General features: G+C 61.5%; 24 protein-coding genes and 1 tRNA gene. 11 read left to right on the plus strand and 14 right to left on the minus strand.

The features are described 5' to 3' along the window. The first annotated feature begins 16 nt into the window (after window positions 1-16). Both serS and cysG read left to right on the plus strand, forming a co-directional pair. Window positions 17-1,297 carry a serine--tRNA ligase gene (serS, locus tag AC07V9_RS07925; protein ID WP_495015177.1) on the plus strand — a complete coding sequence of 427 codons (1,281 nt, stop codon included), beginning with the start codon at window positions 17-19 and terminating at the stop codon, window positions 1,295-1,297. Further along, window positions 1,298-2,692 (plus strand): siroheme synthase CysG, encoded by a 1,395-nt coding sequence (gene cysG / locus AC07V9_RS07930; RefSeq protein ID WP_495015178.1) that lies wholly within the window; start codon window positions 1,298-1,300, stop codon window positions 2,690-2,692. A gap of 154 nt (window positions 2,693-2,846) precedes the next feature. On the opposite strand, the gene AC07V9_RS07935 is transcribed toward cysG, so the two are convergent. The 7 genes from AC07V9_RS07935 to AC07V9_RS07965 all read right to left on the minus strand — a co-directional run bounded on the left by AC07V9_RS07935 (window position 2,847) and on the right by AC07V9_RS07965 (window position 7,115). Next, complete coding sequence (locus AC07V9_RS07935; protein ID WP_495015179.1) at window positions 2,847-3,848, minus strand: glutathione S-transferase family protein; 1,002 nt, start codon at window positions 3,846-3,848, stop codon at window positions 2,847-2,849. Window positions 3,849-3,943: 95 nt separating this feature from the next. Further along, window positions 3,944-4,945 (minus strand): glycosyl transferase family protein, encoded by a 1,002-nt coding sequence (locus AC07V9_RS07940; protein ID WP_495015180.1) that lies wholly within the window; start codon window positions 4,943-4,945, stop codon window positions 3,944-3,946. Continuing rightward, on the minus strand, window positions 4,942-5,277 hold the full coding sequence (locus tag AC07V9_RS07945) for a TusE/DsrC/DsvC family sulfur relay protein (protein ID WP_495015181.1): 336 nt from the start codon (window positions 5,275-5,277) through the stop codon (window positions 4,942-4,944). Before AC07V9_RS07945 ends, AC07V9_RS07940 begins: the two co-directional genes overlap by 4 nt. Beyond that, complete coding sequence (tusB, locus tag AC07V9_RS07950) at window positions 5,274-5,573, minus strand: sulfurtransferase complex subunit TusB (RefSeq protein ID WP_495015182.1); 300 nt, start codon at window positions 5,571-5,573, stop codon at window positions 5,274-5,276. The genes AC07V9_RS07945 and tusB overlap by 4 nt, the downstream gene beginning before the upstream one ends. Beyond that, window positions 5,573-5,935: a sulfurtransferase complex subunit TusC gene (tusC, locus tag AC07V9_RS07955; RefSeq protein ID WP_495015183.1), complete on the minus strand. Its 363-nt coding sequence runs from the start codon at window positions 5,933-5,935 to the stop codon at window positions 5,573-5,575. Before tusC ends, tusB begins: the two co-directional genes overlap by 1 nt. Window position 5,936: 1 nt before the next feature. Beyond that, window positions 5,937-6,329 (minus strand): sulfurtransferase complex subunit TusD, encoded by a 393-nt coding sequence (tusD, locus tag AC07V9_RS07960; RefSeq protein ID WP_495015184.1) that lies wholly within the window; start codon window positions 6,327-6,329, stop codon window positions 5,937-5,939. 114 nt (window positions 6,330-6,443) lie between these two features. After that, window positions 6,444-7,115: a Bax inhibitor-1/YccA family protein gene (locus tag AC07V9_RS07965; RefSeq protein ID WP_495015185.1), complete on the minus strand. Its 672-nt coding sequence runs from the start codon at window positions 7,113-7,115 to the stop codon at window positions 6,444-6,446. 137 nt (window positions 7,116-7,252) lie between these two features. On the opposite strand from AC07V9_RS07965, the gene AC07V9_RS07970 reads away from it, so the two are divergent. Further along, window positions 7,253-7,340, plus strand: a tRNA-Ser gene (locus AC07V9_RS07970). Between the two features lie 73 nt (window positions 7,341-7,413). Here AC07V9_RS07970 and AC07V9_RS07975 read toward each other — a convergent pair. The 4 genes from AC07V9_RS07975 to AC07V9_RS07990 are packed head-to-tail and all read right to left on the minus strand — an operon-like array spanning window position 7,414 to window position 12,543. Then, on the minus strand, window positions 7,414-7,629 hold the full coding sequence (locus AC07V9_RS07975) for a formate dehydrogenase subunit delta (RefSeq protein ID WP_495015186.1): 216 nt from the start codon (window positions 7,627-7,629) through the stop codon (window positions 7,414-7,416). After that, window positions 7,626-10,511, minus strand: coding sequence for a formate dehydrogenase subunit alpha (gene fdhF, locus AC07V9_RS07980; RefSeq protein WP_495015187.1), 2,886 nt, complete (start codon window positions 10,509-10,511; stop codon window positions 7,626-7,628). The genes AC07V9_RS07975 and fdhF overlap by 4 nt, the downstream gene beginning before the upstream one ends. After that, entirely contained in the window at window positions 10,508-12,070 is a 1,563-nt protein-coding gene (locus AC07V9_RS07985) for an NADH-ubiquinone oxidoreductase-F iron-sulfur binding region domain-containing protein (RefSeq protein WP_495015188.1), read from the minus strand. The genes fdhF and AC07V9_RS07985 overlap by 4 nt, the downstream gene beginning before the upstream one ends. Continuing rightward, the gene (locus tag AC07V9_RS07990; protein ID WP_495015189.1) at window positions 12,067-12,543 is read right to left on the minus strand and encodes a formate dehydrogenase subunit gamma; all 477 of its coding nucleotides are present in this window, start codon (window positions 12,541-12,543) and stop codon (window positions 12,067-12,069) included. The genes AC07V9_RS07985 and AC07V9_RS07990 overlap by 4 nt, the downstream gene beginning before the upstream one ends. 343 nt (window positions 12,544-12,886) lie before the next feature. On the opposite strand from AC07V9_RS07990, the gene AC07V9_RS07995 reads away from it, so the two are divergent. Together AC07V9_RS07995 and AC07V9_RS08000 are read left to right on the plus strand one after the other, a co-directional pair. Beyond that, on the plus strand, window positions 12,887-13,135 hold the full coding sequence (locus tag AC07V9_RS07995) for a hypothetical protein (RefSeq protein WP_495015190.1): 249 nt from the start codon (window positions 12,887-12,889) through the stop codon (window positions 13,133-13,135). Window positions 13,136-13,154: 19 nt separating this feature from the next. After that, window positions 13,155-13,292: a hypothetical protein gene (locus tag AC07V9_RS08000; RefSeq protein WP_495015448.1), complete on the plus strand. Its 138-nt coding sequence runs from the start codon at window positions 13,155-13,157 to the stop codon at window positions 13,290-13,292. 74 nt (window positions 13,293-13,366) lie between these two features. On the opposite strand, the gene AC07V9_RS08005 is transcribed toward AC07V9_RS08000, so the two are convergent. Next, window positions 13,367-14,458: an NADH:flavin oxidoreductase/NADH oxidase gene (locus tag AC07V9_RS08005; RefSeq protein ID WP_495015191.1), complete on the minus strand. Its 1,092-nt coding sequence runs from the start codon at window positions 14,456-14,458 to the stop codon at window positions 13,367-13,369. A gap of 85 nt (window positions 14,459-14,543) precedes the next feature. Here AC07V9_RS08005 and AC07V9_RS08010 point away from each other — a divergent pair, with 85 nt between their 5' ends. Next, entirely contained in the window at window positions 14,544-14,843 is a 300-nt protein-coding gene (locus tag AC07V9_RS08010; protein WP_495015439.1) for an ArsR/SmtB family transcription factor, read from the plus strand. An 80-nt stretch (window positions 14,844-14,923) separates the two neighbouring features. Here the strand turns inward: AC07V9_RS08010 and AC07V9_RS08015 are convergent, their stop codons facing one another. Then, window positions 14,924-15,352 carry a response regulator transcription factor gene (locus tag AC07V9_RS08015; RefSeq protein ID WP_495015192.1) on the minus strand — a complete coding sequence of 143 codons (429 nt, stop codon included), beginning with the start codon at window positions 15,350-15,352 and terminating at the stop codon, window positions 14,924-14,926. A 334-nt stretch (window positions 15,353-15,686) separates the two neighbouring features. Between AC07V9_RS08015 and AC07V9_RS08020 the strand changes: the two genes are divergently transcribed. The 3 genes from AC07V9_RS08020 to AC07V9_RS08030 all read left to right on the plus strand — a co-directional run bounded on the left by AC07V9_RS08020 (window position 15,687) and on the right by AC07V9_RS08030 (window position 18,381). Beyond that, entirely contained in the window at window positions 15,687-16,865 is a 1,179-nt protein-coding gene (locus AC07V9_RS08020; protein WP_495015193.1) for a GGDEF domain-containing protein, read from the plus strand. A 178-nt stretch (window positions 16,866-17,043) separates the two neighbouring features. Beyond that, entirely contained in the window at window positions 17,044-17,274 is a 231-nt protein-coding gene (locus AC07V9_RS08025) for a hypothetical protein (RefSeq protein WP_495015194.1), read from the plus strand. Window positions 17,275-17,382: 108 nt separating this feature from the next. Continuing rightward, on the plus strand, window positions 17,383-18,381 hold the full coding sequence (locus tag AC07V9_RS08030; RefSeq protein WP_495015195.1) for a bile acid:sodium symporter family protein: 999 nt from the start codon (window positions 17,383-17,385) through the stop codon (window positions 18,379-18,381). A 419-nt stretch (window positions 18,382-18,800) separates the two neighbouring features. On the opposite strand, the gene AC07V9_RS08035 is transcribed toward AC07V9_RS08030, so the two are convergent. After that, window positions 18,801-19,244, minus strand: a complete 444-nt coding sequence (locus tag AC07V9_RS08035; RefSeq protein WP_495015196.1) for a hemerythrin domain-containing protein — start codon at window positions 19,242-19,244, stop codon at window positions 18,801-18,803. Window positions 19,245-19,469: 225 nt separating this feature from the next. Between AC07V9_RS08035 and AC07V9_RS08040 the strand changes: the two genes are divergently transcribed. Continuing rightward, window positions 19,470-20,423 (plus strand): aliphatic sulfonate ABC transporter substrate-binding protein, encoded by a 954-nt coding sequence (locus tag AC07V9_RS08040; protein WP_495015197.1) that lies wholly within the window; start codon window positions 19,470-19,472, stop codon window positions 20,421-20,423. 14 nt (window positions 20,424-20,437) lie between these two features. Continuing rightward, window positions 20,438-21,763, plus strand: a complete 1,326-nt coding sequence (locus AC07V9_RS08045; protein ID WP_495015198.1) for an LLM class flavin-dependent oxidoreductase — start codon at window positions 20,438-20,440, stop codon at window positions 21,761-21,763. Window positions 21,764-21,970: the final 207 nt, after the last annotated feature.

The following is a 21,970-nucleotide window of genomic DNA, read 5'->3' on the forward strand; positions in this document are numbered from 1 at the left end:
TAAACGAGAGACCGATATGCTCGATTCCAAACTGTTACGTACCCAGCTTCAGGACGTAGCGGATCGCCTGGCTTCCCGTGGCTTCACACTGGACGTGGCCCGCATCGAAGCGCTGGAAAACCAGCGCAAGACTGTGCAGACCCGCACTGAGCAGCTTCAGGCCGAGCGTAACGCCCGTTCCAAATCCATCGGCCAGGCCAAGCAGCGCGGCGAAGATATCGCGCCGTTGATGGCTGACATCGACCGCATGGCCGAAGAGCTGACCAACGGCAAGAAAGAGCTGGACGGCATTCAGTCCGAGCTCGACGTCATCTTGCTGAACATGCCCAACCTGCCTCACGAATCTGTACCGGTCGGCGCCGACGAAGAGGAAAATGTCGAAGTGCGCAAGTGGGGCACGCCTGCCTCGTTCGACTTTGAGGTCAAGGACCACGTCGTCCTGGGCGAGAAGTTCGGCTGGCTGGACTTCGAAACTGCCGCCAAGCTGTCCGGCGCCCGTTTTGCCCTGTTGCGCGGCCCGATCGCCCGTCTGCACCGCGCGCTGGCGCAGTTCATGATCACTTTGCACATCAACGAGCACGGCTACGAAGAGGCCTACACGCCTTATCTGGTTCAGGCCCCGGCGCTGCAAGGCACCGGCCAGCTGCCGAAGTTCGAGGAAGACCTGTTCAAGATCGCTCGTGAAGGCGAAGCCGATCTGTACCTGATCCCGACTGCTGAAGTTTCGCTGACCAACATCGTCTCCGGCGAAATCCTCGACGCCAAGCAGCTGCCGCTGAAATTCGTTGCCCACACCCCGTGCTTCCGTTCCGAAGCCGGCGCATCGGGTCGCGACACCCGCGGCATGATCCGTCAGCACCAGTTCGACAAGGTCGAGATGGTGCAGATCGTCGAGCCTGAAAAATCCATGCAAGCCCTGGAAAGCCTGACCGCCAACGCCGAACGCGTCCTGCAGTTGCTGGAGCTGCCTTATCGCAAACTGGCCTTGTGCACCGGCGACATGGGTTTCAGTGCCGTGAAGACCTACGACCTGGAAGTGTGGATTCCGAGCCAGGACAAATACCGCGAGATCTCCTCGTGCTCCAACTGTGGCGACTTCCAAGCCCGCCGCATGCAGGCCCGCTGGCGCAACCCGGAAACCGGCAAGCCTGAGCTGGTTCACACCCTCAACGGTTCCGGGCTGGCAGTCGGCCGCACCCTGGTGGCAGTCCTGGAAAACTACCAGCAAGCCGACGGTTCGATCCGCGTACCGGAAGTCCTCAAGCCGTGGATGGGTGGCATCGAGGTTATCGGCTAAATGGAATTTCTGCCACTGTTCCACAACCTTCGGGGTGCCCGCGTGCTGGTGGTGGGCGGCGGCGAGATTGCCTTGCGCAAGTCTCGCCTGCTGGCCGACGCCGGCGCGGTCCTGCGGGTGGTTGCACCCGAGATCGGAACGGAGCTGCGCGAGTTGATCGACAGCAGCGGTGGCGAACAGATTCTGCGCGGTTACGACGAGGCGGATCTGAACGGCTGCGTGCTGATCATTGCCGCCACCGATGATGAGCCGCTCAACGCTCAGGTCTCAGCCGATGCTCGCCAGCGCGGTGTGCCGGTGAACGTGGTCGATGCGCCGGTGCTGTGCAGCGTGATCTTCCCGGCCATCGTCGACCGCTCGCCGCTGGTGATCGCTGTGTCCAGCGGCGGGGACGCGCCGGTGCTGGCGCGCCTGATCCGGGCCAAGATGGAGAGCTGGATCCCCCCAACCTACGGCCATCTGGCGGGGCTGGCGGCACGCTTTCGTCATCAGGTGAAGAACCTTTTCCCCAACGTCCAGCAGCGTCGGGCCTTTTGGGAAGAGGTGTTTCAGGGGCCGATCGCTGATCGGCAACTGGCCGGGCAGGGCGCCGAAGCCGAGCGCCTGTTGCAGGCGAAGATCGATGGCGAAGCGCCGAGCGCCTCGGGTGAGGTGTACCTGGTGGGTGCTGGGCCGGGTGATCCGGACCTGCTGACCTTCAAGGCGTTGCGCTTGATGCAGCAAGCCGATGTCGTCCTCTACGACCGTCTGGTTGCACCGGCGATTCTCGAGCTGTGCCGTCGCGATGCGGACCGGATCTATGTCGGCAAGCAGCGCGCCGATCACGCCGTGCCTCAGGATCAGATCAACCAGCAGCTGGTTGCACTGGCCAAGCAGGGCAAGCGCGTAGTGCGGCTCAAGGGCGGTGATCCGTTCATCTTTGGCCGCGGCGGCGAGGAAATCGAAGAGCTGGCGGCCCACGGCATTCCGTTTCAAGTGGTACCGGGCATCACTGCGGCCAGTGGTTGTGCGGCTTACGCCGGTATTCCGCTGACCCACCGCGACTACGCGCAGTCGGTGCGTTTCGTCACCGGTCATCTGAAAAACAACACCACTGACCTGCCCTGGAAGGATCTGGTTTCACCTGCGCAGACCCTGGTGTTCTACATGGGTCTGATTGGTTTGCCGATCATCTGCAGCGAACTGATCAAACACGGCCGCTCGGGCGACACGCCTGCTGCGCTGATCCAGCAAGGCACTACGACCAACCAGCGCGTCTTCACCGGCACCTTGGCCAACCTGCCGCAACTGGTGGCCGAGCATGAGGTTCATGCCCCGACCCTGGTGATCGTGGGGGAAGTGGTGCTGTTGCGGGACAAACTGGCGTGGTTCGAAGGGGCGCAGGGTAGCGTTTGATCGCGGCCTGTAAAGCCATCGGCAAAACCTGTGGGAGCGAATTCATTCGCGAATCGGCGGTACGCACGATACATCGCTATCGGCCATACCTGTCTGTCGCGACTGAATTCGCTCTCACAGCTTGATACGCGTCGCACCGGTGGGCACGTGTGTATCACGCGTTCTGCAAAATACCTTTCCCGCTCAACCGCCCACGATCATGCGCCCCGCTGAAATCCTGCTCCGGTCCTTTCGGCACCACTCCCGTCGGGTTGATGGTGGCGTGGCTGGCGTAGTAGTGGTGCTTGATGTGCGCGAAGTCGACGGTGTCGGCCACGCCCGGCAGCTGATACATCTCGCGCAGCCAATTGCTCAGGTTCGGGTAATCGGCGATGCGGCGCAGGTTGCACTTGAAGTGTCCGTGGTACACCGCGTCAAACCGAATCAATGTGGTGAACAAGCGCACGTCCGCTTCGGTCAGGTACTCGCCTGCCAGATAGCGCTTCTCGCCCAGCAGTTTTTCCAGCGCATCAAGCTCGGCAAACACGTCGTCAAACGCTGCTTCGTACGCCCCCTGAGAGGTCGCAAAACCGGCGCGGTATACGCCGTTGTTCACCGCCGGGTAGATGCGGTCGTTCAGGCTATTGATCTCGGGGCGCAACGCGTTGGGGTACAAATCCAGCGTGTTACCGGTCAGCTCATCAAACGCGGAGTTGAACATGCGGATGATTTCCGATGATTCGTTGCTGACGATGCGTTGCAGCTGTTTGTCCCACAGCACAGGCACTGTCACCCGGCCAGTGTAATCGGCGTTGTCGGCCAGGTAGCGCTGGTACATGAAGGTGTGACCGTCGAGGGGATCGCCCGTCGAGCCGGTTTGCTTGTCGAAGGTCCAGCCGTTTTCGCGCATCAGCCAGCTGACCACCGACACGTCGATCAGGCTTTCCAGCCCCTTGAGCTTGCGCACGATCAGCGTGCGATGGGCCCACGGGCACGCAAGGGAAACGTAGAGGTGATAGCGACCGGCTTCGGCCTTGAAGCCGCCTTCGCCAGAAGGACCTGGGCGACCATCGGCGGTGACCCAGTTGCGGCGTTGTGCCTGTTCACGCTGAAACGCCCCGTCTTTGCTGCTTTCATACCACTGGTCGTGCCAGCGTCCTTCAACGAGAAGGCCCATGTCTGACTCCCATAACTCGTACGTTCGTACGTTGGAGATCAGTCTAAAGACAATCGTTCGAACAAATAGCGCAAAGAGTCGGAGGTAATGATCGATTAAATCGATTTGTTCCGATTCGTCCAAAACTGCTCGGCATGCTCGAAGGCTTGAGCGCGCGGCGTTCCGAGGCCTCGCAGGGCCAGAGCGATGGTCGAAATCAGCGCCAACTGCGGGTAGCTGTCCTGGATTTCGCCTTTCCAGACGCCGATGAGCTGCTGCGGGTCCAAGGTCGCGGGTTTGACGTGGCGTCGATCCGACAGCGCGGGCCATTCTTCATCCCAAGGCTGGCCATCAGTGGTGCCGTACAAATGGCTGATGGTGTCCGGGTTTATCTCCACTTCGCCGCCATCGCCCTTGATCACGATGGCGTGATCGCCCAACAGGCTGCTGGCATCGCGGTGCACGGATTGATAGCCGGGGTGGAAGATGCTCTGCAGACCACAGCGTGCACCCAACGGATTGAGAATGCGCGCCAAGGAGTGAATGGGCGAGCGCAGGCCCAAGGTGTTGCGCAGGTCGATCATGCGCTGCAATTGCGGCGCCCAGTCGCCCAACGGAATGAAAGCGATGTTCTGCTGGTCGAGCGCCTGACCCACGGCCTGCCAATTGCGGCAAAGTGGAACGCCCAAGAGATCCAGCAGTTGCTCGCTGTACAGACGTCCGGCGGTGTGCGCGCCGCCGCCATGCATCAGCACTTTCACGCCGTTCTGCGCCAGGCATTTGGCCGCCAACAGGTACCACGGCAAATGGCGCTTCTTGCCGGCGTAGGTGGGCCAGTCGATATCGACGGATAGGGGCGGGGCGGTCAGACGCTCGCGCACGGCCTCGGTGAAACCGGCCAGCTCTTCGGCGCTTTCTTCCTTGTGCCGCAGCAGCATCAGGAATGCGCCCAGCTGGGTGTCCTCGACCTTTTCATCGAGGACCATGCCCATGGCTTCACGGGCTTCTTCGCGGGTCATGTTGCGCGCGCCGCGTTTGCCCTTGCCAAGGATGCGCACAAACGGGGCGAACGGATGCTCGGCGGGCGTTTCGGTAACGAGGGGGGCGAATTCGGTCATAAGCAATTGGTCGGCTTTGGCAGGCCCGCCAGCTTGGCGGCAAGTTTGGCGGGAGTGCCGTTGAACAGACGATTGAGGTGCAAGCTGTTGCCTTTTTCCGCGCCCAGCTTCAGCGCGGTGTATTTGACCAGCGGGCGAGTGGCGGGCGACAACTGAAATTCGGCGTAGAACGCGCGCAACACCTCAAGGACTTCCCAATGGTCGGGAGTCAGGGTGATGTCCTCTTCCCGCGCCAGCGCTTCGGCGACCTCGCGAGACCAATCGTGCAGGTCTTGGAGGTTGCCGTCCTTGTCCAGGGCAATAGTGCGTGCGCCGACGATAAGCTGTTTCATAGCCAGGTGTTGACCTTGTCGAATTGCACCGACAGCGCGACGAATCCGGGGTAATCGACGCGTTTCATCCACTCGGGCAGGGTCAGATTTCGCGCCTCGGCGTCCTCGTCGAGGATGAACAGCTTGAGGCTGTCGGCCTTGGCCTCCAGCGCCAGACGTGGCGCAGTCGAGGCCGTCAGCGCATAAGTGGCGTCGCCGCACAGCAGGATCGCGTCGTCGCCACCCAGCAGCCGCAGGCAACTGCTCAGGCGAGAGTCGGCGAAAGGGGAATGAGATAACACATGCAAGGTCGCCATCAGATCGTGATCACCTGGTCGTAACGGTCAATGAGCGCCGCGATGTCCTGATCGCTCAGAATCTGCAGCGGCTCGACGCTCGATTCGGTCGACGCCATGCCGCGTTCGGCCAGGCTTGAGCGGCAGGCGAACAGCTCCTCGACACCAAACATCGACAGCGCTTGCAGGTTGGCGGTGAGGTCCTTCTGTTGCAGGGTTTTGGCGTTTTGCGAGGGCAACAGCTGCAACACGCCGTCATCCAGAAACAGCATGCCCAGTGGCAGGTCGAATGCGCCGCCAGCCAGCGCGATATCCAGGGCTTCGCGGGCGCTTGGGCCCGACCACGGTGATTGTCGGCTGATGATCAACAGAGACTTCGGCATCTCATGGCCCTCCGAAGCAAATCAGTCGATCCGCGGCTTGCACCGCATCGTGCAATTGCCCAAGACCGGACAGGTCCCAAGGCGCAGGCAGGTTGGCGGCGGGGCGCGAATAACGCTCGGCTTCTTCCTGATTCAGCACGCCACGGCGCAGGCCGGCAGCGATGCACACCACGCCATCGAGCCGGTTGTCGGTGACGAAGTCGCGCCACAGGGCCGGTACATCCAGCTCGTCCTGAGGCGTGACCACGTTGGCCGAGGCGCTGTGCACGCCGTCCTGATAAAAGAACAACCGCACGATGTCATGCCCCTCGGCGAGCACGGCCTGCGCGAACAACAGCGCGCGGCGCGAGGAGGGCGCGTGGGCGGGTGAATACAGGGCGATGGCGAACTTCATGGACGGCTCGGTCAGCGGATGGCAGGAGTGAATAAGGCCAATGATAAAGAATTCAAAGACGCGAGACAGCAAAAAGCCCGCCGAAGCGGGCTTTTTGTTGGGTCAGGCTGCCGATCAGTCGCGGCTGCTGCCCATGATGCCGAAGATCTGCAACAGGCTGATGAACAGGTTGTAGATCGATACATACAGGCTGATGGTGGCCATGATGTAGTTGCGCTCACCACCGTGGATGATGGCGCTGGTCTGGAACAGGATGCACACCGAGGAGAACAGCACGAAGCCTGCGCTGATCGCCAGTTGCAGCCCGCTGATCTGGAAGAACATGCTCGCCAGCACCGCCGCCAGCAGGACGAAGAAACCTGCGGTGATGAAGCCGCCCAGGAAGCTCATGTCCTTGCGGGTAATCAGCACGTAAGCCGACAGGCCACCAAACACCAGAGCCGTCATCGCGAAGGCCGAAGAAACGACTTCAGCGCCGCCCTGCATGCCCAGGTAACGGTTAAGGATCGGGCCCAGAATGAAGCCCATGAAGCCGGTCAGCGCGAACGCCGACACCAGACCCCACGCCGAATCGCGCAGTTTGTTGGTGAGGAAGAAAAGACCGTAGAAGCCGATCAGCACCACGAAAACGTTCGGATAGCGCACGTGCATCTGCTGAGCGACGAACGCCATGATGCCGCTGAAGGCGAGGGTGAGGGCCAGAAGGCCGTAAGTGTTGCGCAGGACGCGGCTAACCTCTAGCTGCTCGACCTGCACGCGGTTGACTGCGTAATCCTGTTCGCGCATGGCGCTACTCCTGGTGGGTGAAAAATGGTGGTTTGAAATCTCAAGTTGCAAAGATCATAACAGAGCCGCAGAGACACGCGAGTCAGAGAGTTTGACAGCTTGTTTCATTACGGTATTATGGCGCCCGCAACGCAATAGGAGGTATGGCCGAGTGGTTTAAGGCAGCAGTCTTGAAAACTGCCGACTGTAACAGGTCCTAGAGTTCGAATCTCTATGCCTCCGCCATATCCAGACGACAAAGCCCTGATTATTCAGGGCTTTGTCGTTTCTGGCTTCTATCAGGTGAAGACCGCTACCCCTACCACCCGGCCCCCTTCACCGCATCCTGCGCCAGCGGATGCAGCTCCGCGCCGTGATTGGCTGCCTGCAACGCCACCAACTCTTTGCGCATGCCAGGCGTCCAGAACATCTGGATGTGGTTGCGTACGCCGAGCACGGCCGCTTGCTCATCAGGCTCGGTGGCAAAGTATTTGGCGATCTGGTTGGCCATTTTGATCAGGTTGGCGTCGCTCATCGGCGCACCTGCGCTTCGTCGGCGTGACGGGCCTGGCGACGTTCGTCGAGCAGGCGTTGTTGTTCGTCGCTGAAGGCCTGGTAGCGTTTTTGCCACTCGGAAGGGTGGTAGACGCGGCTGACCTCCACGGCGGTGACCTTGTATTCCGGGCAGTTGGTGGCCCAGTCGGAGTTGTCCGTGGTGATCACGTTGGCGCCGGACTCGGGGAAGTGGAAGGTGGTGTACACCACGCCTGGCGCCACGCGTTCAGTGACCCGGGCGCGCAGTACGGTCTGGCCGGCGCGGCTGCCGATACCCACCCAGTCGCCTTCGTTGATGCCACGGCCTTCGGCGTCGGTGGGGTTGATTTCCAGGCGGTCTTCTTCATGCCATGCGACGTTTTCGGTGCGCCGAGTCTGGGCGCCGACGTTGTACTGGCTAAGGATGCGCCCAGTGGTGAGCAGCAGCGGATAGCGCGCATTGACCTTCTCTTCAGTGGGCACGTAGCCGGTGAGCATGAAGCGCCCTTTGCCGCGCGCGAATTGCTCGATGTGCATGGTAGGCGTGCCATCCGGCGCGGCTTCGTTACACGGCCATTGCAGGCTGCCGTGGGCGTCCAGCGCAGCGTAGCTGACGTTGCTGAAGGTCGGCGTCAGGCTGGCGATTTCATCCATGATTTCCGATGGATGTGTGTAGTTCATCGGGTAACCCAGGGCGTTGGCGAGGGCCACGGTGCCTTCCCAGTCGGCCTTGCCGCCCAACGGGTCCATGACCTTGCGCACCCGCGAGATGCGTCGCTCGGCGTTGGTGAAGGTGCCGTCTTTTTCCAGAAACGAGGCGCCCGGCAGAAACACATGGGCGAATTTGGCGGTTTCGTTGAGGAAAATGTCCTGCACCACTACGCACTCCATCGCAGACAGGGCGGCGGTGACATGCTGGGTGTTGGGGTCGCTCTGGGCGATGTCTTCGCCCTGGCAGTACAGGCCCTTGAATTGCCCGGCCAGCGCCGATTCGAACATGTTGGGAATGCGCAGGCCCGGGTCGGGTTGCAGGGTGACGTTCCAGGCATTTTCGAACTGGGTGCGCACGACTTCGTTGGAGATGTGGCGATAGCCTGGCAGTTCATGGGGGAAGGAGCCCATGTCGCACGAGCCCTGCACGTTGTTCTGCCCACGCAGCGGGTTCACGCCCACGCCTTCGCGGCCGATGTTGCCAGTGGCCATGGCTAGGTTGGCGATGCCCATGACCGCCGTGCTGCCCTGGCTGTGTTCGGTGACGCCCAGGCCGTAATAAATGGCGGCGTTTTTGGCGCTGGCGTAGAGGCGCGCGGCGGTACGGATATCGGCCGCCTCCACGCCGCAAATCAGGCCCAGCACTTCCGGCGAGTTTTCCGCACGGCTGACAAACTCGCTCCAGCGGGCGAAATCATTGTCTTCGCAGCGGGCGTCGATGAACGGCTGATCGAGCAGGCCTTCGGTGACGATCACGTGGGCCAGAGCATTGAGCATCGCCACATTGGTGCCAGGGCGCAGGGCCAGGTGCAGCTTGGCGCGCGCATGGACCGAGTCCACCAGGTCGATACGGCGAGGGTCGATGACGATCAGTTGCGCGCCTTCACGCAGACGACGCTTGAGCTGCGAGCCGAACACCGGGTGGGCGTCGCTGGGGTTGGCGCCCATGACCAGAATCACGTCGGCCTTCATCACCGAGTCGAAGCTCTGGGTGCCCGCAGACTCGCCAAGGGTTTGTTTCAAGCCGTAACCGGTGGGCGAATGACAGACCCGCGCGCAGGTGTCGACGTTGTTGTTGCCAAAAGCTGCGCGCACCAGCTTCTGCACCAGATAGGTTTCTTCGTTGGTGCAACGGCTGGAGGTGATACCGCCGATGGCGTCGCGACCGTATTTTTGCTGCAGACGGCGCATTTCGCTGGCCGCGTAGGTCACGGCCTCGTCCCAGCTGACTTCCTGCCACGGGTCGCTGATGTGCTTGCGGATCATCGGTTTGGTGATGCGATCCGGATGGGTGGCATAGCCCCAGGCGAAACGGCCCTTGACGCAGGAATGGCCGTGGTTGGCCTGGCCGTTCTTGTCCGGGACCATGCGCACCAGGGTGTCGCCTTTCATCTCTGCGCGGAACGAGCAGCCGACGCCGCAGTAGGCGCAGGTGGTAATAACGCTGTGTTCGGGCTGACCGAGTTCAACCACGCTTTTTTCCATCAGCGTGGCAGTGGGGCAGGCCTGCACGCAGGCGCCGCAGGATACGCATTCGGAATCGAGAAAGTCCTCGCCGCCGGCGGCCGCCACGCGGGATTCGAAGCCGCGTCCGGTGATGGTCAGCGCGAAGGTCCCCTGGGTTTCTTCACAGGCCCGCACGCAGCGGCTGCAGACGATGCACTTGCTCGGGTCGTAGTCGAAGTAGGGGTTGGAGACGTCTTTCTTGTCGGCCAGATGATTTTCGCCTTCGTAGCCATAGCGTACTTCGCGCAGGCCAACCTGGCCGGCGACAGTCTGCAGTTCGCAGTTGCCGTTGGCCGAGCAGGTCAGGCAGTCCAGCGGATGGTCGGAGATGTACAGCTCCATGACGTTGCGCCGCAGGGTCGCGAGCTTGGGCGTCTGGGTGTGGACGGTCATGCCTTCGGTGACTGGCGTAGTGCACGAGGCCGGGTAGCCGCGCATGCCGTCGATCTCGACCAGGCACATGCGGCAGGAGCCGAAGGCTTCGAGGCTGTCGGTGGCGCACAGTTTGGGAATAGCGGTGCCCATCAGCGCCGCGGCGCGCATGACGGAGGTGCCCTCAGGCACGCTGATGCTCTGGCCGTCGATGGTCAGGGTGATGTGCACGTCGCTTACGCGGGCCGGCGTGCCCAGATCCATGTCGGTTTTCGGGTCGAAGAGCGTGATCATTGCTCGGCCTCCAGGGTGTGCAGACCAAAGTCGGCGGGGAAGTGCTTGAGCGCGCTGGCGACGGGGTAGGCGGTCATGCCGCCCAACGCGCAGAGCGAACCGAACTGCAGGGTGTCGCACAAGTCCCTGAGGATGATGGCCTGCTGATCCCGCGCGTTCTGATCGGGGGCGGCCAGTATCCGGTCGATGACCTCTACGCCACGGGTCGAGCCGATACGGCAGGGCGTGCATTTGCCACAGGATTCTTCGGCGCAGAATTGCAGGGCGAAACGCGCCATGTGCGCCATGTCCATCGTGTCGTCGGCAACCACCACGCCACCGTGACCGAGCATCGCGCCGATGGCCGCGAAGGCTTCATAGTCCAATGGCGTGTCGAACTGCGACGGAGGCACCCACGCGCCGAGCGGGCCGCCGACCTGAGCGGCTTTGAGCGTGCGACCACTGGCAGTCCCGCCGCCGTAGCCTTCCACGAGTTCGCGCAAGGTCAGGCCAAATGCGCGCTCCACCAGACCGCCACGCCGAATATTGCCCGCCAGTTGGAAGGGCATGGTGCCGGTTGACCGGCCCATGCCGTAGTCGCGGTAAAACTGTGCGCCCTTGGCCAGAATCAGCGGCACCGAGGCCAGGGTCAGCACGTTGTGCACCAGCGTCGGTTGGCCGAACAACCCCTTCAGGGCAGGAATCGGCGGTTTGGCGCGCACCAGTCCGCGCTTGCCTTCCAGCGAGTCCAGCAGCGCGGTTTCTTCGCCACAGATATAAGCACCGGCGCCGACGCGGACTTGCAGATCAAAACCCATGCCGCTGCCGCTAACGTCCGTGCCCAGGTAGCCTGCGTGGCGCGCGATGTTGATCGCCTCGCGCAGGGTCGCGATCGCTTGTGGGTATTCGGAGCGTATATAGATGTAGCCGATGCTGGCGCCAACGGTGATGCCGGCGATGGTCATTCCTTCGATCAACAGATAAGGGTCGCCTTCCATCAACATGCGGTCGGCGAAGGTGCCGGAATCGCCTTCATCGGCGTTGCACACCACGTATTTCTGCGCAGCTTGCGTGCCACGCACCGTGCGCCACTTGATGCCAGCAGGAAAGGCCGCGCCACCCCGCCCCCGCAGACCGGAGTCGAACACCGCAGTGACCGTCTCTTCGCCGCCAATGGCGATGGCGCGGGTCAGTCCTTCAAAGCCGCCGTGAGCCCGATAATCGTCCAGCGACAGGGGCTGGGTAATCCCCGCGCGCGTAAAGATCAGACGTTGCTGAGTCTTCAGGTAAGGCAGTTCTTCCACCAGCCCCAAGGCCAGCGGGTGATTGGCGGGATCATCTTGCAGCGCATCGAACAGGCCAGGCACATCGGCTTCGGTCAGCGGGCCAAAGCCGAAGCGGCCTTGCGGGCTGTCGATTTCCAGCAGCGGCTCCAGCCAGTACAGGCCCCGGGAGCTGGTGTGGTGCAGGTCCAGCGGCAGGTTGCGTTTGCGCGCTTCGCTGGCCAGGGCCACGGCGACGGCATCTGCTCCTACGGCGCGGGCCACGGAGTCGGCGGGCAGATAAAGGCGCGTCATCATGCGTCCTCCCGGCAAGCGTCGAGCAGCGCATCCAGACGCTCGGGGCTGAGCCGCGCATGCACCTTGCCGTCCAGCTCCAGTGCGGGTGAACAGGCGCAAGCGCCCAGGCAGTAGACGGGTCGCAGGCTGATGTTGCCGTCGATGCTGCTACCGTGATCGTCCAGCTGCAGACGCTCGCGCAAGTGCGCCGCCAGCTGCTCGGCCCCGCGGCTCTGACAGGACTCCGCGCGACACAGGCGCAGAATGTGCCGGGCGGGCGGCGCGGTGCGAAAGTCGTGGTAAAAACTGATGACACCGCGCACCTCAGCCTGGCTTTGATTGAGGGCGTGGGCTATGTCGGGGATGGCGGCATCGGGGATGTAGCCGAGGCCTTCCTGAATCTCATGAAGAATGGGTAACAGGGCGCCGGGAGAGCCTTTGTGGCGCTCCAGCAGGCTGTTGACCATCGGCAGAATCGACATCTGATCAGGCATACAGCAGTCCTCACGGTCACGGACAAACCAGGCGGCTGTCGGTTGTCCGAAAGTGTCGGCTGCGGCGCATTGACCACGTCACGGGCTCGTGGATTTTCAGGCCGAAGCCAGGGCACCCTTGTCGGGCATCTTGTTGTGCCCGGCGCGATCTGTGTCGCACCCTTGGTCGGGCAGGAAAACAGCTTGGCACGGCGATTTTGAATCATTCGTACAAAAGCGACGCGCCCCGTTCTCTTTGCGACCTGGATTGAGCATAGACCGTCGCAACACATTTCAGGAATTGGTCTGAACTTGTTCCCCTGCGCAGCGGCCAGATCCTTACAGCCAGCAAAGGAATACCCGAATGAACAGCGATCAATTCAATCAGTACGATGCGCACTATCTTCACCAACAGGTGGCCGACCAGCTGGGCATCACCGCCGACGAGCTGAAAACCTGGATGATCAACGACATCGAGCGTGTCACCGAAGGCGGTAAGGAGGTCGGGCACATGGTGGTGTTTCGCGAATCAACGCCGCCTGAAATTCTCGACAAACTTCAGCACCGGCAGAGCCAGTTCACGGCGATGACAGGTGTGATCCCACAGGGTTGATGAACAGGAGGCCTTGACGATGAGCCGGAAAAATCCCCCTGTACGTGAAAAAGACACCACGTCCCCCAAGAACGACGTGCCTGCCCACTCCACCGAGAAAGAAAAGGAGCGGCTCAAGGACTTCAACAAGGACGGCATCCCGCCAGGGGTGAGTTAACGCGATTGCCTCAGAAACCCACATCCGGCCCGACAGAACTTTCTGCCGAGCCGGGGTCGGTAGATGTTCGAGTCTCAGCGATAGCGTTCCAGCCAGTGCGCATAAGGCGCTGGCAAGGTCCAGGACGCTTTATCGACGCCCAATTCCTTTGCCGCGAAATAGGCCCAGTGTGGGTCTGCAAGGTGCGCGCGCCCCACCGAGACCAGATCCAGATGGCCCGATTCGATAGCGCTTTGCGCCAGGTGCGGCGTACCAAAACCCCACGCCGAAGTCACGGGCAGGCCGGCTTCGCGGCGCACGCGTTCGGCGATCGGGCCCATGAAGGCCGGGCCCCATGGGATGTTGGTCTCGGGGATGGTGAAGCCGACGCTGACGCTCAGCAGGTCGAGGCCGCCAGCCTTGAAACGGCGGGCCAGTTCGATGGATTCGGTCAGGGTCTGTTCATCTCGGCCGTCGTATTCGATCACGCCGAAACGCGCGGTGAGCGGCAGGTTTTCCGGCCAGACTTCACGCACGGCAGCCAGGGTTTCGAGCAGGAAGCGGCTGCGGTTGTCGAAGCTGCCGCCGTAGGCGTCGGTGCGCTGGTTGGCGTGTTCGGAGAAAAAGCTCTGACCCAGGTAGCCGTGGGCGAAGTGCAGTTCGATCCATTCGAAACCGGCTTCGCGGGCGCGGCGGGCGGCGTCGACGAAGTCCTGTCGCACGCGAGCGATGTCGGCGAGGGTCATTGCCTGTGGCACTTTCGGCAAGTTGGCGCCGAATGCGATGGCCGATGGAGCGATGGTTTGCCAGCCATTGGCGTCGCCCTGCGCGATGTGGTCGTCGCCTTCCCAAGGGCGGTTGGCGCTGGCCTTGCGACCCGCGTGGGCGATCTGGATGCCGGGTACGGCGCCTGCTGCCTTGATGGCCTTGACCGCCGGGACGAAGGCTTGAGCATGTTCATCGCTCCAGATGCCCGCGCAGCCCGGGGTGATGCGGCCCTCGGGAGACACCGCCGTTGCTTCGACCACCACCAGGCCCGCGCCGCCACGGGCCAGGCTTGCCAGGTGAACGTGGTGCCAGTCGTTGATTACGCCGTTGTCGGCCATGTATTGGCACATGGGTGGGATGGCAATGCGATTGCGCAGGGTGACGTCCTTCAGGGAGAACGGCTCGAACAATGCTGACATGGGTAAGCTCCAGGTAGGTAAGTTTCGCTTGTTCGGTAGTATTCGAAATATAGCGTTCGATGAAACCCCTCGCTATCATGGCCCGATGCGCGCCTTCAAACATCCCATCCCCGCCGAGTTCTCCCTCGAACGCCTGCTTTATGCGTTGAGCGACCCTGTTCGCCTGGACATCGTGCGGTGCCTGGCCGGGGTGGAAGAGGCCAGCTGTGGTGAACTTGACGGCGGCCGGCCCAAGTCCACCATGTCCCATCACTTCCGCGTCCTGCGCGATGCCGGGCTCGTTCATACCCGTAACGTCGGGACCACGCACATGAACTCGTTGCGTAGCGAGGAACTCGACCAGCGCTTTCCCGGGTTGCTGGGTAGCATTCTGGCGCAAGCCTGAGTGTTGCCTTGTCAGGCTGGGACCTGTCGAGAATTTGCTCCCATTCATTAACGCGCCGGGCGACGCTGCATGACCGACGGTCATTCGATGGGCTGATCGCTGGCGCAGTTATTGGCGCTCAGTGCGTTGCTGAGGGTCGCCAGCAGCAGCTCTTCTGAAAAAGGCTTGGAAAGGCACGCATGGGCGCCCCACCGGTACGCATCCTGGCGGGTAGCGTCGTCCCAGAAGGCCGACATGCACACCACCGCAGGTGCTATGCCCGATGACTTCAATTGACGCTGCACGTCAATTCCCTGCATGCCGTTCATCCGCGAATCGACCAGCACGCCGTCGGGGCGGTTCTCGCTCAACGACGCCATGAAGGCTTCGCCGGAATCGAAGCCCGAGGCGAGGTAGCCGACCGAACGGAGGAGGTTGGTCAGGCTTTTGCGAACCTGCGCGTCATCGTCGACGATGCTGATGGATGACGCTGACGTCGGGTAAGTGGAGCCTGGCTTGGGAGAGCACACAGTCCTGTTCCTGCGGTCGATGACCGCCCAGTGATCGAGAAGGCGTTCGAGATGGACGTCCTGAGCATGGCTCCCGGAGGGAGGTCACCAGGGCCCTGCCACCATCATCGCTTTCCATCGACGCTGAAATAGCAGAAACGTGCGGAAAATAAAGAAAGCAAGTCCTGTAATCCTCAGCAACGGTTCGGCAGGGCAGAGCCAAGCGTCCGTTGGCCGAGCCGCCTGGGACGAGCTGACCACCGGGCAAAAATTAAGCTTCCGGTCAGGCCAAAAATTGGCTCGCACGCTTACAATGGCGCCTCTTTGATCGCAACTCAGAAAGGCCAGGCAGTTTATGGCGCTCGACCCCGTTACCATGTTGGCCCTCTCGATCGCCCTCGCCGCGGCGGCTGCGCTGTACCTTGCGGCGGAATGGCGGCATGTCCGGGAAACGTCGCTGCTGTTCTGGAGTGCCGGCTTTGCCACGATCACCCTTGGCTCGACCCTGGCCTTGCTGCGCAGCAGCGGCATTCTGCTGATCGGCATCTGGTTCGCCAATGGCCTGTTGGTGACCGCCCACTGGCTGTTTTTGCTGGGCGTCACACGGTTTACCGAATCGCGGCTGTCACGGGGCTGGTACCTGATCTTCGCGGTCTGGCTGGGCATGTTGCTGTTGCCCGAGGCGCCGTGGTGGTCCAAGGTCATGCTCGCGGTCAATTCAACGCTGGTGGCGCTGCTGATGTTCAAGGCCAGCCTGCTGTTGCGCCCGCACGGCAGGTCGCTCAGCGTCGGTGCCGGCCAGCTGCGTTATGTGCTGCTGGGTCACGGGCTGTTTTATCTGGCTAAGGCGATCACCGCGATTTTGCCCGGCACCTTGATCGATCTGGCGGCCTTTCGTGGCGAAATCATCCAGATCTCCCTGGTGGAAGGGGCGATGGCGATCATGCTGATCGCGCTCTCCATGACAGGTTCTGAGCGCTATCGCCGCGAGAAACGCATCGAACGCCTGGCCGCGCGGGACCCCCTTACCACCCTGTACAACCGTCGCGCACTGGAAGTGCGGGCGCCGCGTCTGCTCGAGGACGTCACGGGATCGCGGCCGGGGGCATTGCTGCTGATCGACATCGATAACTTCAAATCCGTCAACGACCTGTACGGTCACATCGCCGGCGACGGTTTGCTGGTCAGCCTCAGTGAAATGATCCGTTCGCTCCTGCCCCAAGGCGCGCTGGCGGCGCGACTGGGTGGCGATGAATTCGTGATCCTGCTGAACAACGCGACCCATGAGCAGATCGTTCATCTGGGTGGTCAGTTGCGTCAGCGCTTTCAGGACGCGGCCTCGCAGGCGTTTTCGACCCCTGAGCCGGTGACGCTGAGCATCGGCGCCAGCCTGTTCAACCATCCCCCGGCCAGCCTCAGCGCGCTGATCGAGCAGGGCGACGCGGCGCTTTACGAATCCAAGCGTGGCGGGCGCGACAGCATCCGTCTGGTGGATCGAACCCAGGCCGCCGAAGCCGCGTCGCAGACCTCTTGAAGCGTCTTTTTGACGCACTTGGTCCGAATCATTTTGCAGGCCCAGGCGTGTGGTCTGAACCTTGCTATGACCTTGGGGCAGGGCGCCGCATTCACCGGTTTTTGACGTTGAGGCTTCCTTGCATATCCCGCAGCCAAGTATCGGCGCGCCACTGACCCGCGCGCCCTGGAGCCCCGTCGTGAGTACCCTCTCGGAAATTGCAGCAAACCTGTTGAAGCTTGAAACTCTGACGCCGCAGGCCAGTGCCAACAGCGCTCTGAACGAGGGGATGGGCTGGGAGCAGTTGATGGCCTTGTCCCAGGAAAAAGACATCGTCAAATGGCAGGCCGCGCTCAGTGAAATGATCGATAACAACCCGGGAAAGCGTCGTGTGACGGTGTTGCGGGTGATTGAAGGCGGGCTGGCGTAATCCCTGCGCTGTCCGTTACGCGCTATTAATGGGCTTGTTGGCGTTAGTCGGCACTTGGCAAGGGGCGTACAGTCGGCACATTGCCCTTGTCATGACTGGATTACGCCGATGAGTCGCCCTCGTTTCCTTCCCGATAACTTCACCTTGACCCTGGTCGCGGTGGTGATCATTGCCAGTATCCTCCCCGCCAGCGGCCAGGTCGCGGTGGGGTTCGGCTGGCTGACCAACCTCGCGATCGCGCTGCTGTTTTTTCTCCACGGCGCCAAACTGTCCCGCGAGTCGATCATCGCCGGTGCCGGCCACTGGCGCCTGCATTTGCTGGTGTTCGGGCTGACCTTCGTGATCTTTCCGCTGCTGGGCCTGGCGCTCAAGCCGGTGCTTTCGCCGCTGATCGGCAAAGACCTGTACATGGGCATCCTTTACCTGTGCGCGCTGCCCGCGACGGTGCAGTCGGCGATCGCCTTCACCTCGCTTGCTCGCGGCAATATTCCGGCGGCGATCTGCAGCGCGGCGGCGTCGAGTCTGTTCGGGATTTTCCTCACGCCTCTGTTGGTGACCCTGCTGTTGAATGTGCACGGCGACGGTGGTTCGACGCTGGATGCCATTATCAAGATCAGTATTCAGTTGCTGTTGCCGTTCGTGGCCGGTCAGATCGCCCGCCGCTGGATTGGCGCGTGGGTGGCACGCAACAAGAACTGGCTGAAGTATGTGGACCAGGGTTCGATTCTGCTGGTGGTGTATGGGGCGTTCAGCGAGGCGGTAAACGAGGGGATCTGGCACAAGATTCCGCTGTGGGATCTCGCGGGCCTGGTGGTGGTCTGTGGGGTGGTGCTGGCGCTGGTGCTGATGATTTCGACGGTGCTGGGGCGGTTGTTCGGGTTCAGTGTCGAAGATCGCATTACCATCCTGTTCTGTGGCTCGAAGAAGAGTCTGGCGACGGGTGTGCCGATGGCGCAGGTGTTGTTTGCCGGGAGTACGATCGGGGTGTTGATTCTGCCGTTGATGCTGTTTCACCAGATTCAGTTGATGGTCTGCGCGGTGTTGGCGCAGCGGTATGCACGCAGGACTGAATCTGTGCCGGAGTTGATGGCGCAGGTTGATCCTTGATGTTTTTGAGGTTGGTTTTTTTGTGACGCTGATGCTTGGATCTTCGTGCGATAAACCAAACGACCAAATCGCAAAAAGCGAATGCAAAGCCTGGGATTTGCGCGCTTTTCTGCTACAGGGTTTTTGTATCGGGCCCTGGATTGTGCCCGCCGCCAAACCTGTGTAAGTTTTTTGAGGTTACGAAAGTGGCGAAAGCGCATGTCTGCCACTCATGCGGTGTCAGATACACTGCATCGCGGCCGTCGGAACCTCCGACTGCTCCTACAGGGGATAGGGTGGCAAACCAAACGCTGTGTTCGCTTTTGAATTTTTAGGCCCTTGACCCAAGTGACCCGCCGTAAGGGCGCAACCGTAATAAGCCACGCTGCCCATTACGGATATACTTGCAATCAAAGCGCTGCCCTAAAAAACAGAACCCCTCACGCCTCAGCCAACTGCTCCTCATATTCCTTCACATAATCCCCCGCCAGCGTCTCTTTCTGCTTGTCATCCAGCAACTTGCCCGCCATCTGAAAGAACTTATGCTCTTCTTCCTTCAGATGATGATGAACCTTCTCCGACAGCTTCTTGGCCGTCGCCAGCCATGCCGGGCTGGACATGTCGGTCTCGTCGAGTTCTTCCATCATCTCGTCCATCTCGTGATGCTCCGAGATCGCATGGCGGCTCAGGTCCACGCCGTTGTCGTACTGCATCAGCGGGATATAAAAGAAGCGCTCTTCTGCGGTTTCATGAGCCTGTAATTCAGCTTTCAGCTGCTTGTACGCCTCGACACGGTCTTGACTGTCACCGTGAGTCTGGACCAGGGCATCGGCGTAGCCACGTTGACGATCATGGCTTTCTCTCAGGGCTTCAAAGATGTTCAAGGTCAATTCCTCAATCGGCGGGTGAGCGAGTATTCAAATACTTATCCCTAGACCCTGCGCGCTCTGCAGGCGTTCCGTTGGGCAGCCGGCATAAGCTTAGACCCATACGTTTCTTTCATAATCCTCTACAGTTTTTATAATCAAAACGACTTTTATATTGAGCGCTCATGCTTTTCCGTGCTGAGCGCTCGCGCCATCCCCATGCCTGAACACTAAAGGAAAGCCATGAGCCTGCGTAAACCCCTGGGCACACTCCTCGTTACTGCCACCTTACTGCTCACGACCCTCGCGGCGCAGGCCGAGCAGGTCATCAACATCGGTTACCAGCGCTCGTCGACGTTGTGGATCCTGCTCAAGAACGACGGCCAGATCGAGCAACGCCTCAAGCCGCTGGGCTTCACAGTGAACTGGCATGAGTTCAGTAGCGGCCTGTTGAGCGCGATGAATGCGGGCAGTGTCGACCTGCATGCCGATGTCGCAGATGCCTTCGCGCTGTTCACCCAGGCGGCCAACACGCCGTTGACCTACTACGCCCGCGAAAACCCGTCGCCGAGCGCGCAGGCGATCATCGTGCAGGACAACTCGCCCGTTCACAGCGTCGCGGATCTGAAGGGCAAGCGGGTGGCGGTTTCCAAGGGTTCGGGCAGTAACTTCCTGCTGATTTCCGCGCTGAAGAAGGCCGGGCTGACCCTGGCCGACATCACGCCGGTGTACCTGGAAGCGCCGGACGGCGTGGCGGCGTTCTCCAGTGGCAACGTCGACGCGTGGGCGATCTGGGACCCGTTCCTGGCGACTCAGCAGCGTGAACATCACGTCCGGGTGATCGCCGACGGCAGTGATGGCGTCGCCAACTACAACCGTTTCTACGTCGCCAACACCAGCTTCGCCAAGGCCCATCCGGAGGTGCTGCAGGTGGTGTTCGACACCCTTCACGACGCCGGGCAATGGGTCAAAGGCCATCCGCAGGAAGCTGCGAAAAACCTCTCGCCGCTGTGGGGCAACATCCCGACTGAAACCGTTGAGCTGGCCAATAGCCGTCGCAGCTACGACATCGTGCCGGTCAAGATCGACCAGTTGGCCGAGCAGCAGCGCATCGCCGATTACTACTACGACGCCAAGCTGATTCCCAAGCCACTGAAGGTGTCCGACATCGCGGTCTGGGTGCCCAAGGCTGAATAAGCAGGAGCATATTCATGAGTCGTCACATTCACCTGTCGGCGTTTTTGCTGACCGGGCCGGTCATTCACAGTCACGCGGCCTGGCGTCACCCTGAAACCATTGGTAACTACCTCGACCCCGAGTACTACGCGCGCACCGCCCGCGTGGTGGAGGAGGGGCTGTTCGACTTCCTGTTCTTCGCTGATCGCCTCGCGGTCGGTGATCAGATGGGCGGCTCGCGGGACACCGCGCTGCGTTACGGCGCGCAGGATGCCACGCGTCTGGACCCGCTGCCGATCCTGTCGTATCTGGTCGGGCAGACAAGCAAGCTGGGCCTGGGCGCCACGCGTTCGACCACCTATTACGAGCCCGCGCACATCGCGCGGGAGTTCGCGACCCTCGATCACCTGTCCAAGGGGCGCGCGGCGTGGAACATCGTGACCTCGATGAACGACAGCGAAGGGCGTCTGTTTGGCAAGGACAAACACCTGGAGCACGACCTGCGTTACGACCGCGCTGACGAGTTCGTCGAGGTAGCGCTCAAGCTCTGGCGCAGTTGGGCGCCGGGGGCGTTGAAGCTCGATCGCGAGAACGGCGTACTGGCCGATCCCGACAAGATCACCTCGGTGCAGCATCACGGCGAGTGGTTCAAGGTCGAAGGGCCACTGAACATTCCGCGCACGCCGCAAGGCCGGCCCGTGCTGATTCAGGCAGGTTCGTCCGGGCGTGGACGTCGTTTTGGCGCGCGTTGGGCCGAGGCGATCTTCACCATTCACCCGCATTTGAAGGCCATGCACGCGTTTCGCGAGGACGTGCGCGGGCAAGTGGTACAGCAAGGGCGAAGCGCTGACAGCTGCAAGGTGTTGACCGCGGTGATGCCGTTCATTGGTGGCAGCGAGGCGCAAGCCCGGGCCAAGCGCGACAAGCACAACGCCCTGGCGCGGCCTGAGTTGGGCCTGGTCACGCTGGCTTCGCAACTGAACGTTGATCTCTCGCCATTTCCGCTGTCTGCCACCCTGGCAGAAATCGCCCGCGCGCCTTCGATTCACCCGGCCGCGGCGGAAAAACTGCTGATGCAGGGGGCGGACACCACGCTCGAAGAGCTGGGCCGCATCTTCGCCAGCAGCGTGCGCGTGCCGCAACTGGTGGGTACTGGCGCACAGATCGCCGATCAACTGGCCGAGCTGTTCACTCAGGGAGGCTGCGATGGCTTCGTGATTTCACCAGCGTACCTGCCGGGGTCGTTCAGCGAGTTCGTCGAAAGCGTGATCCCGCATCTGCAGCGCAAGGGGCTGTACCGCACGGCGTATGAGGGTTCGACCTTGCGCGAGCATCTGGGGTTGTCGGCCCTGGAGGGTTGAAAGCCGGATAGTCGACGGTGTGCAGTTTCCCTGTGGGAGCGAATTCATTTGCGAAAAATAGATCCGGCGATAGAGATGCATCGGATTTACGAGCCTCTCGCGAAGGAATTCGCTCCCACAGGGTGTTATGCGGTGTGAGGAAATCTGCTCCCCGTACAGCCATCTGACAGCATCCCCCGGTCGATTGCGGGCTGACATCCAGAACAT

Source organism: Pseudomonas sp. GW821-FHT02A11, assembly GCF_059421985.1.